Annotated in this window: 14 protein-coding genes; 3 read left to right on the top strand and 11 right to left on the bottom strand. The window is 38.9% G+C overall.

Going from position 1 to position 14819, the window contains the following annotated elements; all coding sequences use genetic code 11:
- Window position 1: 1 nt before the first annotated feature.
- From porW to ML462_RS04930, 3 genes are all read right to left on the bottom strand, one after another.
- On the bottom strand, window positions 2-2533 hold the full coding sequence (gene porW, locus ML462_RS04940) for a type IX secretion system periplasmic lipoprotein PorW/SprE (RefSeq protein ID WP_240712639.1): 2532 nt from the start codon (window positions 2531-2533) through the stop codon (window positions 2-4).
- A gap of 94 nt (window positions 2534-2627) precedes the next feature.
- Window positions 2628-3338: an ABC transporter ATP-binding protein gene (locus ML462_RS04935; protein WP_240712638.1), complete on the bottom strand. Its 711-nt coding sequence runs from the start codon at window positions 3336-3338 to the stop codon at window positions 2628-2630.
- 13 nt (window positions 3339-3351) lie between these two features.
- A complete protein-coding gene (locus ML462_RS04930; RefSeq protein WP_240712637.1) occupies window positions 3352-4836 on the bottom strand; it encodes a DUF5687 family protein in 1485 nt (494 codons plus the stop codon).
- 96 nt (window positions 4837-4932) lie between these two features.
- On the opposite strand from ML462_RS04930, the gene ML462_RS04925 reads away from it, so the two are divergent.
- The gene (locus ML462_RS04925; RefSeq protein WP_240712636.1) at window positions 4933-5985 is read left to right on the top strand and encodes a ferredoxin--NADP reductase; all 1053 of its coding nucleotides are present in this window, start codon (window positions 4933-4935) and stop codon (window positions 5983-5985) included.
- 3 nt (window positions 5986-5988) lie between these two features.
- On the opposite strand, the gene ML462_RS04920 is transcribed toward ML462_RS04925, so the two are convergent.
- The 3 genes from ML462_RS04920 to ML462_RS04910 form a co-directional block, all read right to left on the bottom strand.
- Window positions 5989-7056, bottom strand: coding sequence for a glycosyltransferase family 9 protein (locus tag ML462_RS04920; RefSeq protein ID WP_240712635.1), 1068 nt, complete (start codon window positions 7054-7056; stop codon window positions 5989-5991).
- Window positions 7057-7058: 2 nt separating this feature from the next.
- Window positions 7059-7667 carry a DUF4254 domain-containing protein gene (locus tag ML462_RS04915; protein WP_240712634.1) on the bottom strand — a complete coding sequence of 203 codons (609 nt, stop codon included), beginning with the start codon at window positions 7665-7667 and terminating at the stop codon, window positions 7059-7061.
- 120 nt (window positions 7668-7787) lie between these two features.
- On the bottom strand, window positions 7788-8711 hold the full coding sequence (locus ML462_RS04910) for a DUF6427 family protein (RefSeq protein WP_240712633.1): 924 nt from the start codon (window positions 8709-8711) through the stop codon (window positions 7788-7790).
- Window positions 8712-8754: 43 nt separating this feature from the next.
- On the opposite strand from ML462_RS04910, the gene ML462_RS04905 reads away from it, so the two are divergent.
- Window positions 8755-8985, top strand: coding sequence for a DUF6341 family protein (locus ML462_RS04905; protein ID WP_240712632.1), 231 nt, complete (start codon window positions 8755-8757; stop codon window positions 8983-8985).
- Here ML462_RS04905 and purD read toward each other — a convergent pair.
- Complete coding sequence (purD, locus tag ML462_RS04900; RefSeq protein WP_240712926.1) at window positions 8977-10248, bottom strand: phosphoribosylamine--glycine ligase; 1272 nt, start codon at window positions 10246-10248, stop codon at window positions 8977-8979. The genes ML462_RS04905 and purD overlap by 9 nt on opposite strands.
- A gap of 84 nt (window positions 10249-10332) precedes the next feature.
- Between purD and ML462_RS04895 the strand changes: the two genes are divergently transcribed.
- Entirely contained in the window at window positions 10333-11649 is a 1317-nt protein-coding gene (locus tag ML462_RS04895; protein WP_240712631.1) for a phenylacetate--CoA ligase family protein, read from the top strand.
- Here the strand turns inward: ML462_RS04895 and ML462_RS04890 are convergent.
- From ML462_RS04890 to rfbC, 4 genes are read right to left on the bottom strand one after another with little or no spacing between them, the layout of a single operon-like run.
- Entirely contained in the window at window positions 11624-12409 is a 786-nt protein-coding gene (locus ML462_RS04890; protein ID WP_240712630.1) for a glycosyltransferase family 2 protein, read from the bottom strand. The two genes, ML462_RS04895 and ML462_RS04890, sit on opposite strands and share 26 nt — an antisense overlap.
- Window positions 12410-12411: 2 nt before the next feature.
- Window positions 12412-13401, bottom strand: a complete 990-nt coding sequence (locus ML462_RS04885; protein WP_240712629.1) for a UDP-glucuronic acid decarboxylase family protein — start codon at window positions 13399-13401, stop codon at window positions 12412-12414.
- A 20-nt stretch (window positions 13402-13421) separates the two neighbouring features.
- On the bottom strand, window positions 13422-14273 hold the full coding sequence (gene rfbD / locus ML462_RS04880) for a dTDP-4-dehydrorhamnose reductase (RefSeq protein ID WP_240712628.1): 852 nt from the start codon (window positions 14271-14273) through the stop codon (window positions 13422-13424).
- Window positions 14270-14815, bottom strand: a complete 546-nt coding sequence (gene rfbC / locus ML462_RS04875) for a dTDP-4-dehydrorhamnose 3,5-epimerase (protein ID WP_240712627.1) — start codon at window positions 14813-14815, stop codon at window positions 14270-14272. The genes rfbD and rfbC overlap by 4 nt, the downstream gene beginning before the upstream one ends.
- Between the last annotated feature and the right edge of the window lie 4 nt (window positions 14816-14819).

The following is a 14819-nucleotide window of genomic DNA, read 5'->3' as shown; positions in this document are numbered from 1 at the left end:
TTTAGAAATTGTCCAGATAACTTCTTAAAGTTTTCTTAATTTGTACAATTCTATAATTTTCTGCAGACATAACAAAGGCCACCCGGTCTATTTTATAGTTTTTATTTTCACGTAATAACTCCTGGAAGCCAAGAGATCGCGATCTATCGGATATTCCATGAACTACCACAAATGTCTGTTCAACGTTATAAACATCGATCGAAACAGATAATTTATTGTAGTCTAATTCTGACAAAGCTTTTTCAATTGTCATTTTTAATTTTTCAGAATCTTCACTTGACGGATTTTCAACTGGATAGATCAATTTAAAACTGGACTGTAAACTATCACTGGCAAATTCCAGATTCTTCAATTCGGGAATACTGGTATTTAGAATTTCCTGAGCTTTTCTTCCCTCTTCAGTTTGAGAATAGGTGACAGCTACGTGATTTAATGCCTGCTCGTAGGCACCTATTCCCATTAACCTGGCAGCTGAACGGGCTTTCAATAGTTCGAATTTTGGAACAATAGGATCTCCTGTAAAATTCGATATATATTCATTAGATCTTTCTATCACTTCCTGATACTCCTGATCTTCATACTTTTTAAAAAGCTTGTTATAAACAATTTCCGGACTATTTTCATCCCTTTGTAGACTCCCCGGATCGCGAATAAATGCCGCGTATCTTGAATCGGAATAATTCTGAAGTATATCGTTCTTGATCTGCTCCTGTGCGGTCAAATTTCCCTGGGCACCATAGATGTTATAAAGATTATATTTTGCAGGCAAGACCAGTCGCTCCTGAGGCTGATTATCTAAAAGGAATTCCAGTCTCCTCTGGGCAAGATCATATTCACGGTAATTCTCATTATAAATAACCCCCAACTGGAAATAAGCAAAATTTCGCTCCTCAGCTATACTGTCAATAACAGTCTGCTCGCCAGGAATCTGGCTAATGTAGGTCATTGGATCATACCTGGGATCATTATCAAGGTTAATATCCATTAAGGTTTCCTGAGCGTTAACCGAACTCTGGTTTAAAGCCTTTGAGCCCCATCTCCAGTTGTCTGTCAACTCTCTACTTCCCCATGTCCTGAGAAATTCCTGGGCGCCTCTGGAAACCCGTAAAGGATTATAAAAGTAGAATGAATTTCCCTCTCCCGCCGGTGGAACATTGGCTCCTGGAAAATTATTTTGAGGACCAATACTTGCTGAGTAAACCGGCAGCTCACCGGCTTCCATATTTTCCAGAGCTTTGGCTTTCAAATTTTCGGTATAATCCTTAAAGTAGGCCAGTCTTTCAGCTTCGGAAAGACCTGCAAGTTTTAAAATACTGTCCGTCTCTTCAGCGATCTTCTCATATTTAATTACATCGTCAAGATTTGTTCTTTTTTTCTTGATTGTTCTATATTCTAAAAGATCTGGCGACATGTAGGTAAGAGTACTATCAAAATACTTACCGGCATCCTGGTAATTTGCACGATCGAAATCGATCCCTGCCAGGATCTCGTAGTTAATAGATTTCAGATAAACATCACTCGAAGGCGACCTAAGAGATTTATTGTAGTATTCCAGGGCGATATTTGTAGAATCAAGCCGGTTGTAATACTCACCCAGCTGAAAATAAATCTTATCCAGGTATGGCCTGTTTTCTCTATCCGCTTCCAGTTCAGTTAGCAAATCCAGGAGATACTGGTTGTTACCAGAATTAAAATCGAAGTTCCTGGCTTTCTGAACATATGCATTCACATAATAAATTCGGGGAGATTTCCTTTTTAGCTCAATTACCTCATCAAAAGCCACATTAGCCATCGCGGTATCCCCCAATCGATTATGGAGTTGTCCTAAGATGTAGTAATAGCGTCCTTTTTCAGCATTTACATCGGTGAAATCGGCTGCATTGGATAAAGGCACTACCGCAGAGTCGAGCTGATTCAGATTGATATAGGCCTGGGAAAGACTGGCGCTGGCATCGGCCAGGTCCTGATCGTCCAATCTGTCTGAATCCAGGATCTTTTTGAGGTTCTTGATAGCGAGCTTTTCATTACCTAACCTGATATTCGTCTTCTCCCTCCAGATCCTGGCGTGATTAATATTATCGCTTGCAGGATACCTGTACAGAATATAATTAAAAGCATCAAGCGCTGGAATAAACCTTTGATCGAAATACCTCGACTTTCCAAGAAGTAGATAAGCCTCGTCGATCTGCGGATTTCTCTCCTTCCCTCCAATTTGCATGGAATGTTTCTGAATGGCCTTTACCGCTTTCTCCTCTGCCCTTCCGAAATTTTGATTACGAACACTATCTGGAAGTAGAATTTTATCATCAACATCAAGCCTTTCTAAAGGAAGTATATCCCAGTAATTATCAGCATAATTCTGGTTAATCTCTTCCCTGCCCTGATCGAAAGCCACCTGACCGTTATACAACGTGTTATATTCTGCAGTTACGGCGTGGTAATTCCTATTGATAAACGTGTCTTTCTTCCTGGAACAGCTGAAAATTGCCGCCGAAAGCAGTATAAAAAAAGTAATACGGGTAAACCTATTCAAAATGAACCTTTTGTGGTATCATGAATAACTTAGATACAGCTGATTTAGTATGTAAAAGTAAACTTCTTTTTCTAAACTCCAATACAGAGAATTCCTAGCCTTCAGCAATCTCAGCAGAGAAATATTCCTCAAGTTCTGTAAGTGTAGCTTCAGAAGTTTCCATATCCCTAACAATCACTCCTTTGTCAAGGACAACAATACGTTCGCACACCTCGGTAACGTGACTAAGATCATGGCTGGAGATCAAAACAGTAGTACCGGAAATTTGAGAAAGTTCCTTCAAAAGTTTTTTCAGCCTTATCTGGGTAGAAGGATCCAAGTTGGCAAAGGGCTCATCCAGGATCACTACTTCAGGATCACCTATCAAAGCAGCAACGATCCCCACCTTCTTCTGGTTTCCTTTGGAAAGGTCCCGAAGATATTTTTTTCTTCCAATGATCTCGCCATTGAAAAGATCCTCGAATTGAGTAAGAAACACATCAATATCGGCCCGGTTCCTGTTACGAAGTTCCCCTATGAAGTAAAAGTATTCCTCCGGAGTTAGGTAGCCAATTAAGAAACTTTCATCTATAAAGGAAGATGTAAAAGGTTTCCAGTCTTCGCTCTCACTTACGGTGATGTCTTTACTGAAAATATTTCCTGTGGTAGGCTGAATCAGGTCCAATAGCAAACTAAAAAATGTGGTTTTTCCTGCTCCATTATTACCTACAAGACCAAAATTCTGACCGGATGGAATATCAAGATGTTCTATGTCCAAAACTTTTGTTCCGTTATATAATTTTGAAAGATTGGTTGCTGTGATCATTTTTTCTGAAATTTTAATCTCCTTTTTGTTTGAATCCCTGTATCATTACGTATTTCCTGCTGCGGTATCTCTGGGCCAGGAATGATAAAAAATGTGGTCTTAAGATAAGTCCCAGAACACCCATAAATGCTAGAAAACCTATCGCTATTTCGTAATTAATGAACTTATTGATGATCCAGAAAAGGAAAATTGGAATAAGTAAAAGCGGCAAGCCAACAAGCCATTGCGATGCACCAGTTCCCTGGTAATTCATAAACGGACTCTTATCAAGATCTATGGCTTTTTTATTGAAGGATCCTGCGAATATGAGCAACGGAGCGTTCACCCCCATATTATATAAAGCACAGGCCAGGTTAAGCACCAGGATATCCCAGCCAAAATAAACATAAGGTGTGGAAAGAATAAATAAAACCACTACACTAAAAGTGATAAGCCCAAGTTTTGAAGCCAGGTATTGTTTCATGGGAATATTCTGCGCCATCATCATCTGGTAATAAGAAGAATCCCAGGACGGTACAAATTGCCCAAAATTGATCATAAAGATCCCTGTTATAAAGATCCCTACGAAAACAAAGAAGGCAGGCATTCCCTGGTATGTTTCATTCGGATAGAAGAGTAAACCATAACCCAAAAGAATAAGGGACATATAGATCGTGGTTTTCGGCCTTTTATTTCTCCAAATAAGCTTGATATCCTGCTGAAGGAAAGGAGCTATGCTTCCAAATTTCCTGGTCCAGCCAAATTCACGGGTGTTTACTGCCTTACTTTTTCCTTTAAGACCGGAATCCAAATAAAACTTTCCTTTTAGATTATAATAGTTCCAAACAAACAGGAGAATAAGAATTACAATTGGCGCTATGGCTAGGTAAGGATTCTGAATAAGATAATTTAGTACTTCCCCAAAATAATTTGTGATCTCAAAAATTTTCAAATAATCCAGTAAAGCAAGGATAAGACCAATCGCCACTACCGGAAGCAAAGCTTTTAAATTTTCGGTAAACCTCTTTTTAATGATAAAGTTCAGGTAGTTTATACACAATGTGGAAGCATACATGGCGATCATCCACCCTGTCATTCCTTTTGCTGAATATCCCTCCTGAAGTATGCAGTATAATCCAAAAGGAACAATTAAAAGTAGTGGTAAGAGATTATAATAAGAGAACAAGGATTTTATGAGCACGAAGTTCACCACTTTCTTTCTTAGAATTGGCAGGACCATCAGAGGTTTTATGTCCATTACCGGCAGTGTTTGCAGCATAAACCTGAAAATAAGTTCAAAAAGAAGGTAAACCAGGGCAAAACTGTTCACTATCCTCACTGGATCTCTTTCCGGATATAGTTCTTTCAATAGTGGAAATAAGGCAATTCCAAGGGAAAGAAACATTATTGAAAAATAAAGAGCCAGAAATGCCATGAGGATCTTAAGCCCAAGACTTTTACCAAAACTAGCAGATCTAAGGAAAGATTTCCATTCTAACCAGAGGAACTTTCTGAACATAACAAGGCGTATTTATTCAATTGGTGTCTAAATTTAAACTTTTGTTACATTTTAAAAACCGTCATACTTTGTATTTTTGCCCACAAATAAAAAATAATGAGCAATTTTTATCCGCTAAAAATAAAGGAAGTAATCCGTGAAACATCCCAGGCGGTAAGTTTATCCTTTGAGATACCTGAAAATCTTAAGCAGGAATTCGATTTTTCTGCCGGGCAGTATATAACCATAAAAACTAAAGCCGAAGACGGTGAGGAATTAAGAAGAGCATATTCGCTTTGTTCAGCTCCAAATTCAGACGAGTTCAAGGTAACGGTTAAGGAAGTAGAAGGTGGAAAGTTCTCTGTAATTGCAAATAATAAGCTGGTTGCAGGCGACATTCTGGAAGTTCATCCTCCAGAAGGTAAATTTATCTTCCAACCGGGGTCTGAAAGAAAGAATTATGCTGCATTCGCAGCAGGAAGCGGAATTACACCGGTGCTTTCTATAATTAAATCGGTGCTGCGCGATGAGCCTCATAGCAAATTCGTGCTTACCTATGGAAACAAATCTGTAGACGACACCATCTTCTTTAAGGAGCTTCTGGAATTACAGGCAGAGTTTCCGCACCGGCTTTTTGTCGAATTCATATACAGCAGAACCAGAGAAGAAAATGCTCATTTTGGACGTATAGAAACCAGTACGGTAAATTATATCGTTAAAAATAAATTCAAGGATCAACCTTTCGATAAATTCTATTTATGCGGACCGGAAGAAATGATCAACCATGTTTCGGAAGTATTATTTTCCAATGGCGTTAAAAAGGAGCAGATCCTTTTCGAGCTATTTACAACTACCGATGAAGAAAAGGAAATTGAAGGTGATACAGATGGTTCTACCGCCGTAACCATTGTGGTAGACGATGAGGAATTCACTTTTTCTATGGATAGAAAGGATGTGGTCCTGGATGTTGCACTGGAACAGGATATTGATGTTCCTTATTCCTGCCAGGGAGGTATTTGCAGCAGTTGTATGGCCAGAATCACCGAAGGAAAGGCAGAAATGAGCAAAAACCAGATCCTTACCGATGATGAGATCGAAGAAGGTTTTGTTCTAACCTGCCAGGCACATCCTACAACGCCTACGCTCAAAGTAGATTATGATGATGTTTAAATTTTAGAGAATCTCTAATACCTTTTCAACAACTTTTTCCGGGGGAATGCTGCGCATTACATCTTCGTAGCCCTCCGGAACTTTATTCCCATAGACTGAAGTTGGTATTTTTGGATATTTGTCCAGGTCTGGAATTATACAATTTTCTATAGGCTGATTGAAAGCCTTGAAACCTGTAAACGGATGGGTTACACCCCAGATACTAATTACAGGAATCCCAAAAATCGCCGCTAAATGAGCATTTCCACTATCCATGGAAAGCATGGCGTCGAGATTGGAAATCAGGCTAAGTTCTTCAGAAAACCGAAGTTTACCCACGACGCTAACGCAATTTTCAAATTTCTCTTCCCAGGCTTCCAGCTGTTCTTTTTCGGCATCTCCTCCACCAAACAGTACGATCTTAATATTACCTTTTTCCGAAAGTTGATTTAGAACCTCCTCCATCAGGTCTTTTGGATAGCATTTAGAATCGTGTTGTGCAAAGGGAGCTACACCAAGCCATTTCTGAGACTGTTTACCAACCACTTCGTATATTTTTGGCAATAATTCCCGTCTGGGAGGTGCTGCATAGTCTGCAAGGTCTATAGGATAGCCAAGAGCTTCAAATACATCGGCATAACGTTGATGTGTTGACTTGAGTTGTCTGAATTCTTTATTATTTTCCCGGGTAAGAGCTTTCTTTTGTCCACGACCTTTATCTATCTGCTTAAAAGGAATTCCGTAAAAATAAAAGAGCGACCTCAGCACATTGGTCCTTAAAACATCATGTAGATCGGCCACCGCATCTATTTCTTCTTCACGAAGTTCACGGGCTAAGGTTCCCAGACCCAGAACACCTTCATGAACTCCTTTAAGATCGGCTTCATAAATCCTCACGTTGGGTAAATGACTGAACAGTGGGGCAAAGAACTGCCGGGTAAGTACGGTAATGGTAAGCTCAGGATATTTTTTAATCAGAACACTAAGCACGGGGACGATCATGGCAATATCGCCCATGGCTGAAAAGCGAATAACAAGTATATGCTTCCCTTTTCCTTTTTTTTCAGCAGAAGAGTCGCCGGAATAATCCATAATTACTTGTTGCCTCTAAGAACAGGGTTTAGCTCATCATCATTATACATCTTCATTTGTTTATAAACTTTCATGTACTTCTCGCCTTTCGCAATATCTTCAAGCAACTGATTGATAGCTGTAGAAAGGTCTACCCGCTGTTCCAGCAAAACATCCAGTTTAGCCTTACATTTCATTTGATGCTCCTGAGAAGCGTCTTCGCGATTGGCTTCTTCAGCCATATGAAATATCTTCAACGCAAGAATAGACAGCCTGTCTATTGCCCAGGCCGGGCTTTCTGAATTGATGGTAGCATCTGTATTTGGCTGTACATCTTTATATTTTTCAAGGAAATAACTATCAATATATTCTACTGTGTCTGTACGGTCCTGGTTAGATGCATCTATCTTTCTTTTCAGTTCCAGCGCAGCTACCGGATCAATATTTTGATCTCTGATGATATCTTCATAATGCCATTGCACCGTATCTATCCAACACTTCCTGTAAAGAAGATGTTCAATAAGGTTTTTTTCAGCAGAATAAGGATTTTTAAACTCCTGGTCTACGCTGTCTTTTTCATGGTATTTTTCAATGACTTCTCTAAAAATGGTATTGGCTTTATCTGAAAACATATGTGGTATATTCTACTAATATTGTATTTGATATTCATGCAATCGTTGAATAACGAAAGCATCTGCAAAGATATTATTTTTAATAGAGTTTGGCTTCAACCGCCTGCAAACATTCCCTCCCTAAACGAAAAAAGCTACAATTACCGGGGTTAAAATCAAGGTGGCCAGAATAATTTCCTTAAAAATCTTATCCTTTTTGCTATCGAAATAATTTGAAGCTATAATACTTAAAGGAACGAAGAAGAATATAAGTTCGCTCCCGTTTTTGGTTGGAGAAAACACCGCTACTGCTGCTGAAATCGCCAGGCTGAATAATATCATGCTCAAAACCGGCCTTCTGGTTATACTCGCCTTTTGTATCGCCGCGAAATACTGGAAAAGTGTCCAGATCAATAAACTCAAAAATATGCTTAAAGGAATAAGAATTTTAAGGTCTCCGTATCTTGAAAAATCGAAATTACTTAGCTGGAACCAGTTTGAAAATGTATAGAATTGATCATATGCCAGCAAGTGAAAACATATAGTTAGTGACACCACCGCAAAGAATCCCACAATCGGGATCAACCAGTTCTTGAACGCTGAAGAAAAATTCAGAATCGCGAAAAAGACGAGTAAGAGAAATAATACAGACCAGAAATGGTAAAGGGTGGCGATACTTATCCAGAAAGTAGCATCAAAGATCTTTTTCTTGACTGAAATATGTGACTTCAAGCTAATAATTCGTCGAAGTCCTAAAAGCACACATAGGTTAGCAATGATTACCGACTCATTCTTCAACAGACTAAAAAAAGAGATACAAAAAATGGCAAAGAGTAAGGTTTTATAGGCACTTCTCTTAGTAAGTTCATTTTTCTTAGCAATGAAATTGAGTACGAGAAGGCTAAAAATAAGAACCAGCAAAACTCCTATTTTTTCCAGGAATTCAAGCCAGGTAAATCCATTTTCCCAGCTGGAAAAATTCACCCCAATATAAAATACACTCATCAGGAGAATGATGACCAAAAGGTTGATAGGTTTGGATTTGCTAAAAAAGCTTGTTAGCATTCGGGTTTTTTATATTTTTGTACTCACAAACAAATTTCAGACAATGAAAGATTTTTTTGAGGGAATACAGTGGCTATTTGAAAATATACTTTTTTATCCTCTTGATGCATTAAGAGCACTTGAACTAGACTCATGGTTTCTTGCGAACATCCTTAACTGGGTTTTCATGATCGTTGGTTTCGTTGCTTTCCTTTACTGGATGAAGCAATTAAAGATCTTCAACGACAGAAATGAGGAAAACAGAGAGTCTACTTCTCACTCTTTCCTAGGATAAATCAAAACCTATATCCTTTCTAAAATACATCTTATCAAAGTGCAGTTTTGCTGCACTTTGGTAAGATTTTTTTAATGCCTTACTGTAATCTTCACCAAAGGAAGTCAAAGCTATCACACGGCCACCACTGGTAACTACCTGTCCATTTTCTTTCCTGGTACCGGCATGGAAAACGATAGAATCCTCAATTTCATCCAGACCTTTTATGATCTTTCCTTTTTCATAAGATTCAGGGTAACCTCCTGAAACCATCATCACCGTTGTTGCAGATCTTTCATCGATTTCAAGTTCTGCTGTATCAAGTTCAGCATTCCAGGTTTTCTCAAGTAATTCTACCAGATCTGATTTGATCCTTGGAAGAACGACTTCAGTTTCCGGGTCTCCCATTCTCACATTGTATTCTATCACATAAGGTTCATTATTAACCTTTATCAGTCCAATGAATATGAAGCCTTTATAATCTATTTCTTCTTCTTTAAGTCCGTTCACAGTTGGCTTAACGATCCTATCTTCGATCTTTTGCATTATAGCCTCATCTGCAAATGGCACCGGGGAAACAGCTCCCATTCCACCAGTATTTAAACCCGTATCTCCTTCACCAATTCGTTTATAATCCTTTGCCGTTGGCAGGATCTTATAATTTTTTCCATCGGTGAGCACAAAAACACTTAGTTCTATTCCATCCAGGAATTCTTCGATGACCACTTTTTCACTGGCCGCTCCAAATTTACCCGACAACATGTTCTCAAGCTCTTTTTTAGCTTCATCAAGATTCTTAATAATGAGAACCCCTTTGCCGGCAGCGAGTCCGTCTGCTTTAAGAACATAAGGCGGGTTTAAGGTTTCAAGAAAATTCTTTCCGGCGCCAAGACTTTCAAAACTGAAACTCTCATAGGCCGCTGTTGGAATATCGTGCATTGCCATAAATTCCTTTGCTCTCTCCTTGCTTCCCTCCAGTAACGCACCACGGCTTGAAGGACCAATGATCTGAATATCTTTCAGTCTGTCGTCATTAGCAAAAAAATCGACGATTCCTTTTACCAGCGGATCCTCGGGTCCAACCACGATCATATCGATTTCCTTTTCCAGGGCTGTTTTACCTACCGCTGCAAAATCTATAGGATTTAACTGCAGGTTTTCAGCGATTTCAGAAGTTCCGGCATTCCCGGGAGCCACGTATAATTTCTTACATTTCGAACTTTGCGCGATCTTATAAGCGAAAGTATGTTCACGGCCACCAGAGCCCAGGATAAGAATGTTCATTAGTTGTGCTTTTAAATATTGCTTCAAAAATAAATGTTTGTAAATTGAAGCACGAATAAATTCGTTAAAAAAGCTTTTCTACTCTTGGATTGGTTCAAACTTTCGCTTCAGCTTAACAAATTTCCTATTAAAAGAGCCTTAAAGGCTTTGGAAAAAATTCAGGGAATTCCTGAAGAGGATTATGCCGAATTCCTGCGCAGAAGAAGAAACGCTATCATAGACTACCACATTCAGCACAATAGTTTTTACCGCGAATTTTTTCATTGGGACGGATTTGACAATTGGGAGAAAGTGCCCATCATGAAAAAAGCAGATCTTCAGCATCCCCTTAAGGAAAGACTTAGCTCAACCTACAACATAAAAAAGGCATATATTGGTAAAACCTCCGGTAGTAGCGGACATCCATTTATTTTCGCCAAAGACAGGTTTGCTCATGCCTTAAGTTGGGCCGGCTTCCAGGATAGGTACAGCTGGTATGGAATAGATCTCAATAAATCGCTTCAGGCAAGGTTTTATGGAATTCCTTTAGATTTCTACGGAAATATCCAGGAACGTTTAAAAGACAGAATAAGTCTAAGGCGAAGATTCAACATTTTCGACCTCAGCGAAGAGAAAATGCAGGCCTTTCTTGATAGATTCAAAAAATCTGATTTTAACTACCTCAATGGTTATACCAGCGCGATCGTACTATTCGCCAGATTTCTGAAAGATCGAAATATTGTTCTAAAGGAACTCTGTCCCAGTCTTAATATTTGCATTGTTACTTCTGAAAAATTATTTGAAAGAGATAAAAAGCTTATTGAAGAAGCTATCGGAGTGCCTGTTATAAATGAATACGGGGCTAGTGAGGTAGGTTTAATAGCTTTTGAAAATTCAGAAAACCAGTGGATCGTAAATTCAGAAGATCTTTATATCGAAATACTTGACGAAAAAAACAATGTCCTACCTTATGGTGAGGAAGGCAGAGTGGTGATTACCTCTCTTTATAACAAAGCCCATCCCATGATTCGCTATGATATTGGAGATATTGGATGCCTCTCTAAAGATAGCAGCCTCAAAAAGCCTATTCTGGAAAAACTTACAGGTAGAACCAATGATATTGCCAGACTTCCCGATGGAAAGGTGGTTCCGGGCTTGACCTTTTATTACGTAACCAAAACGATTATTGAGGATAATGGCAATATTAAAGAATTTGTGATCATTCAAACCAAAATAGATGCCTTTAAAATTGAATATGTAAGTAAAGAGGAACTTTCGGAAGATCAGAAAAATAAAATTTTGGAAGCGGTTGGAACCTACGTTGGTAAGAATCTAAATATTCATTTTGAAAGAAAGAATATTCTGAAACGTAGCCAAAGCGGAAAATTAAAGCAATTTACTTCTCGTTTGACAGATTCTTAACCTGTTTTGATTTCACCAGAAACTGCTCTTTCAGAAATATGAGCATTCTCCAAAAACTTGAAAAATAGCTGTATCCCAATACCTGGTGAAACACCTTGAAATTATATTTGAGCATTTCCACCTTATTTCGCGAGATGGAATTCTTTCTCAACCTGTAAAGTGCCAGAGGATCCTCGATTCCCATCATTGGTCCTCCTTTTTCCACTACTTTTAACCATAATGCCCAATCCTGTCTTTTAGATATTTCCGGAGAATAGATCTTTCCAAGCTGCCTCGAATCGTAAATACCGGTTAAATTCCCAACATAGTTAGCCTTCAATAATTTTTGATAGGTAAGCTTTGGTAAAGCCTGGACTATTTTATTCAATTGGTTGCCATTTTCAGCGATAAGTTCATAACTGGAAAAACATGCGGAAAGTTTATGTTTTTGAATAAATTTCACCTGTTTTGAGAGCTTCTCAGGCTTCCAAAGGTCATCTGCATCCAGAAAAGCAATATAGTCTCCCTGAGCGGCTTTAATTCCTTTATTACGGGAATGATGAGTTCCCAGATTGGACGGATTCTCAATAAGCCGGATATTCAGATTTTCTTTAGTATACTTTCTGACTATATTTCGGGTAGAATCTGTGGAAGCATCGTCGATCACCCACAGCTCCCAGTTTTGATAATCCTGGTTGAGAACAGATTGAATGGATTCAGCAATAAAAGCCTCGGCATTATAGGCGGGCATTATTACCGATACCATACCGTCCTTTTTCATCCTTATCTTCTAATATGTTCTGAAAAGTCTTTATGCTCCCTTTTCTCCAGTTCTTCAGGACCGAGTTCTCGAAAATAATCATAAGTGATCTTCATCCCTTCTTCCCTGCTCACCTTAGGTTCCCAGTTAAGTACTTCTTTAGCCCGGCTTATATCTGGCTTCCTTTGCAACGGATCATCTTTGGGTAATTCCCTGTACACTATTTTCTGGTTAGTCCCGGTAAGGTTAATGATCTCCTTGGCGAAATCAAGAATACTTATTTCATGAGGATTTCCAATGTTCACCGGCTCAGAATAATCACTTAGAAGAAGCCTGTAAATTCCTTCAATTTGATCATCTACATAACAGAAGGATCTGGTTTGGGATCCATCACCAAAAACGGTAAGATCCTCGCCACGCAAAGCCTGACCAATGAACGCAGGAATCACCCGGCCATCATTCAGCCTCATTCGCGGACCATAAGTATTGAAGATCCTGGCTATCCTGGTTTCAAGACCATGAAACCTGTGATAGGCCATGGTTAGAGATTCCTGGAAACGTTTTGCTTCATCATATACCCCTCTTGGGCCTATCGCATTTACATTTCCGTAATATTCTTCATTCTGAGGATGTACCAAAGGATCACCATATACTTCAGAAGTTGAAGCAATAAGAATCCTGGCATTCTTTTCCTTAGCCAATCCCAGGCAGTGCAAAGTACCTACAGATCCAACCTTCAGGGTTTGAATAGGGATCTTTAAATAATCTATAGGGCTGGCCGGCGATGCAAAATGCAGGATGTAATCAAGCTCACCAGGAACATGTACAAACTTGGTAATATCGTGATGGTGAAATTCAAAATTCTTTAGCCTGGTAAGATGTTCAATATTCCTGAGATCTCCTGTGATCAGGTTATCCATCCCTATCACCTCAAAACCTTCCTTGATAAAACGGTCACATAGATGAGAACCTAAAAACCCTGCTGCCCCGGTGATCAATATTCTTTTAGCCATATATTAAAACTTGGTAAAAATTATGAAATTTCATCTATAAGCTGATAAAGGCTCTGTTTCCAGCCTTTTATAGCACCAAAATTCCTAGTAGCTTTTTCTTTAGAAAGCACGCTATATTCTGGTCTTTTCGCCAAGGTCTTAAAAAAACCGGTCTTATTCAGTATAACCTGGTCTCTTTTTTTTGAGTATTGCAGGATCTCCTCAGCAAAATCATACCAGGTAGCTTCTCCTTCGTTGCTGAAATGATAGATCCCATATTTTTCTGATCCTGATGCAATTATATTCAGAACATATACCGCTAGATTATTAGCGTTGGTAGGCGTCCCTTTTTGAGTAGTGGTAATATTTAATTCTGCATTTTCATCTGCTTTCCGAAGAATCGTGCGAAAAAAGTTATGACCAAATTCTGAATACAGCCAGGAAGTCCTGAAAATAAAACTTTGGGAATTAACGGCCATTATCTCCTCTTCTCCCTTCAATTTGGAAGCACCGTATACGTTGATAGGATTTACTTTATCTGATTCCTTGTAAGGACTAGCTGATTCGCCATCGTAAACATAATCTGTAGAAAAGTGAAATAAGATAGTAGAGTTCAAATTACAAATCTCAGCGAGATTCCGGACGCCATCGGCATTTACAAGGAATGCAAGATCCCTTTTATTTTCAGCCTCTTCAACATTTGTATAGGCAGCGGTGTTGATACAACAATCTATGTTATGTTTCTTAAAAAAACTTCTCACCTGTTCTTTCGAGGTGATATCGAGTTCTTTTGAACTGCAGAAATGAAACTTAAAATCAGGAAACTTGTGAGAATGCTTCTGAAAACATTTTCCCAATTGCCCATTGGCACCCGTCACTAAAACAGTTTTCATTTAAAGACATCTTTAAAAGTTGGCAGGTTCTTGTCTTTATCTGAAAGGATCATCTCCTTCACCGGAAAATCCCAGTTAATATTAAGATCGGGGTCATTGAAGATTATTCCACCTTCAGACCCGGGTTTATAATAATCATCGCATTTATAGGCAAAAACCGACTTTTCTGAAAGGGTTAGAAAACCATGAGCGAATCCTTTCGGAATATAGAGTTGATGCAGGTTTTCATCATCAAGAATTGCAGAATAGGTCTTACCAAAGGTTGGCGAATCGGGCCTTAGGTCGGCAACAACATCCAGGACCTTTCCATAGATCACCCTAACCAGTTTTGTCTGGGCAAAATCCCCCTTCTGGTAATGCATTCCTCTAAGCACGCCAAAAGATGAAACAGATTGATTATCCTGAACAAACTCTGAATCTATACCCGTAAGTTCAGAGAATCGCTGCCGGTGATAGGTTTCGAGAAAAATTCCACGGTGATCTTCAAATATTTTTGGTTTTACAAGAAAACAGTCTTTTAAAGGTGTTTCTTCTACCTGCATTCTA

The sequence above is a fragment of the Christiangramia lutea genome (assembly GCF_022489035.1).
Classification (GTDB): domain Bacteria; phylum Bacteroidota; class Bacteroidia; order Flavobacteriales; family Flavobacteriaceae; genus Christiangramia; species Christiangramia lutea.
Note: the sequence above shows the minus strand (reverse complement) of the source record. Positions and strands in the feature narration are given on the sequence as shown.

What these genes read in the sequence shown, in the direction of transcription:
- ML462_RS04885 (WP_240712629.1), bottom strand. Translation starts at nt 13,401, where the DNA reads ATGGCTAAAAGAATATTGATCACCGGGGCAGCAGGGTTTTTAGGTTCT.
- ML462_RS04890 (WP_240712630.1), bottom strand. Translation starts at nt 12,409, where the DNA reads ATGAAAAAGGACGGTATGGTATCGGTAATAATGCCCGCCTATAATGCC.
- ML462_RS04915 (WP_240712634.1), bottom strand. Translation starts at nt 7,667, where the DNA reads ATGTTTTCAGATAAAGCCAATACCATTTTTAGAGAAGTCATTGAAAAA.
- ML462_RS04930 (WP_240712637.1), bottom strand. Translation starts at nt 4,836, where the DNA reads ATGTTCAGAAAGTTCCTCTGGTTAGAATGGAAATCTTTCCTTAGATCT.
- rfbC (WP_240712627.1), bottom strand. Translation starts at nt 14,815, where the DNA reads ATGCAGGTAGAAGAAACACCTTTAAAAGACTGTTTTCTTGTAAAACCA.
- ML462_RS04920 (WP_240712635.1), bottom strand. Translation starts at nt 7,056, where the DNA reads ATGGATTATTCCGGCGACTCTTCTGCTGAAAAAAAAGGAAAAGGGAAG.
- rfbD (WP_240712628.1), bottom strand. Translation starts at nt 14,273, where the DNA reads ATGAAAACTGTTTTAGTGACGGGTGCCAATGGGCAATTGGGAAAATGT.
- ML462_RS04905 (WP_240712632.1), top strand. Translation starts at nt 8,755, where the DNA reads ATGAAAGATTTTTTTGAGGGAATACAGTGGCTATTTGAAAATATACTT.
- purD (WP_240712926.1), bottom strand. Translation starts at nt 10,248, where the DNA reads ATGAACATTCTTATCCTGGGCTCTGGTGGCCGTGAACATACTTTCGCT.
- ML462_RS04910 (WP_240712633.1), bottom strand. Translation starts at nt 8,711, where the DNA reads ATGCTAACAAGCTTTTTTAGCAAATCCAAACCTATCAACCTTTTGGTC.
- ML462_RS04925 (WP_240712636.1), top strand. Translation starts at nt 4,933, where the DNA reads ATGAGCAATTTTTATCCGCTAAAAATAAAGGAAGTAATCCGTGAAACA.
- ML462_RS04935 (WP_240712638.1), bottom strand. Translation starts at nt 3,338, where the DNA reads ATGATCACAGCAACCAATCTTTCAAAATTATATAACGGAACAAAAGTT.